Below are 2166 nucleotides of genomic sequence, written 5' to 3' on the forward strand. Positions count from 1 at the left end.
GAGCTCGAGAAGCTAGGCCTAGGGGATAAGGCGGGGAGGTATATGGTCAGGGCCGTGCCAATATACCTAGAGCCGGCCGACGCCAGGGAGCTCCTAGATGCAGCGGTACGCCATCTATCCGCCGATGTAGAGAAGCTAAAGCAGGCAATTGATAACGCGGAGAAGGAGCGGAGCAAGAGGGCACTAGCGAGGCTCCAGCGTGACCTGGAGTATAAAACCAAGCTCCTAGAGGCCTTCAGAAAGTTCATGGAGGAGCACACAGCTGTGCATTAACGCTTATAACCCCCGGTTGCAACCCCACACCCCGGGGGGTAGCCCCCGGCCCCCGGGGTTCACTATTTACCCCACAGGGGGCTTGGGGGTGGTGGATGGGATGGCGTCCACATCACCCTCTCAGGTCAGGCCTAGTGACCCCCAGGCTGGGGGGCTGGAGCCTGGGGGTAGGGCAGGCCAGCCCCAGGATGTATCTCGTGTGAGGGAGAGGATTCTTAAGCTCGAGAGAACCCTCAACGATATAGTCATAGGACACGAGGACGCTGTGCGAGCGTTAATCCTAGCTTCCGTGGCCGGCGAGCACGCCGTGTTGATCGGGCCGCCTGGTGTAGCGAAATCCTATCTAGTCAAAACATTCGCTAAGCTCGTTAACGCTCGCTACTACCAATATTTACTAACGAAATTCACGTCATACGATGAGCTCTTCGGCTCAATCGACGTTGTTGCTCTAACACGAGGAGAGTACCGGAGGAACTGGAGTAGGATAATAACAGCTGATATTATATTCCTCGACGAGATATTCAAGGCTAACTCAGCGATATTAAATGCCCTCCTGAGCCTCCTCCAGGAGAGGGTTGTCTACGATCCGATGACCGGCTCTGAGATCCAAGCGAGCCTCCATACAGCTGTTGGAGCGTCAAACGAGACCCCAGAGGATCCCGAGCTAATGGCTCTCTACGATAGGTTTGCTCTAAGAGTGTTTATGAACTACCTGATGGACGATGTGTCAATCTTTAGAGCTCTCTCTAGAGCTCTTGAGACAAAATGGGTTGATGGTAATAAACTCGAGCCTATAATGTCGATTAACGATCTTAAGGTAATGAACAGCTACGCCATTTCACTGTTAAGGTCGACTATAAAGGGTGTCGGGGACGTATGGAAGGTGTACCACACAACGTTCCTCCCATTCTACAAGACGTTTAGGAACAAGGGTGTCATCGTCTCCGACAGGACTATAATCGAGAAGATGCCGAAGATCTTCGCAGCATACCTGGCCGTGTACGGCGTAACACTCGATAACATAATGAACGCGCCGTTCGAACTCCTACCACTAACAGCCCATTCCCGCCAGGAGGCCATCGAGATCAAGAAGGCTATGGATGAGAGCCTCGGGGAGGTGGCGGAGCTCGCTAGGAAACTAGAGGAGGCGAAGAAGCATATTAGAGCCTATGATTTCAAGACTGCTAAGGATAAGCTCGTCGATATCCTAAACTACGACGTTAATCGTTTAGCAAGCAAACCATGGCTCAAGCCACGTGTGGAAGCGATATTATCGTCTGCTAGAGAGTACCTACAGAGGATAGAGGAGGTAATACAACAGCTTAAGGTGGAGGAGTGATGAGCTTCGTGACACCTAATTCCAAATCGTTCTTTGAGAGTGGCTTAGCCAAGTCTGCGTTCAAGAACACAATCTACGACGGCCTACCCCTCGACGTTTACATGCCATCGATAAACTCCGTGATGCGCATGTTCTACCGCATAGCCAGCCCGTACACTAAACCAAAATTCTACCACCTACACGACGCGTACTTCCTGTTCTATAAACCCTTCGAGAAAGTTGTTAGATCTCTGAAGAAGCAGAATAAGCTTTCACCCCTATGGACGGAGATAATCAACAATGTTGTTAAGCGAAGCGACTACATGAAGCTCAACGAGATCACAGCAGGCTCCGATACCCTAGCAGTCATAGCTGCAGCAAGGTTCCTAGCCTCCCTATTCGACGTACAATATGGTTTATCCGATAAGTTCGATAAGAGGGATGCGACGATGGGTATGTTATCCCCGCGGCAACGGGAGAAGCTCGAGCAGGCCATCTCCAACGGTCTCGGCTTCGCATTCAACCTAGTCGTGGAGTATAAGAATATGGTGGATGAGGCTGAGGCTGCTGTCCTA

General features: G+C 51.4%; 3 protein-coding genes. All 3 read left to right on the top strand.

Going from position 1 to position 2166, the window contains the following annotated elements; translation table 11 throughout:
- A partial coding sequence (locus ACP5N5_RS06700) for a hypothetical protein (protein WP_428134354.1) occupies positions 1–273 on the top strand: 273 nt, incomplete at its 5' end.
- 100 nt (positions 274–373) lie between these two features.
- On the top strand, positions 374–1612 hold the full coding sequence (locus tag ACP5N5_RS06705) for an AAA family ATPase (RefSeq protein ID WP_428134357.1): 1239 nt from the start codon (positions 374–376) through the stop codon (positions 1610–1612).
- An 8-nt stretch (positions 1613–1620) separates the two neighbouring features.
- Positions 1621–2166: hypothetical protein (locus ACP5N5_RS06710; RefSeq protein ID WP_428134362.1), on the top strand; the 546-nt coding region annotated here is incomplete at its 3' end.

Source organism: Desulfurococcus sp. (assembly GCF_049970475.1).
GTDB lineage: Archaea > Thermoproteota > Thermoprotei_A > Sulfolobales > Desulfurococcaceae > Desulfurococcus > Desulfurococcus amylolyticus.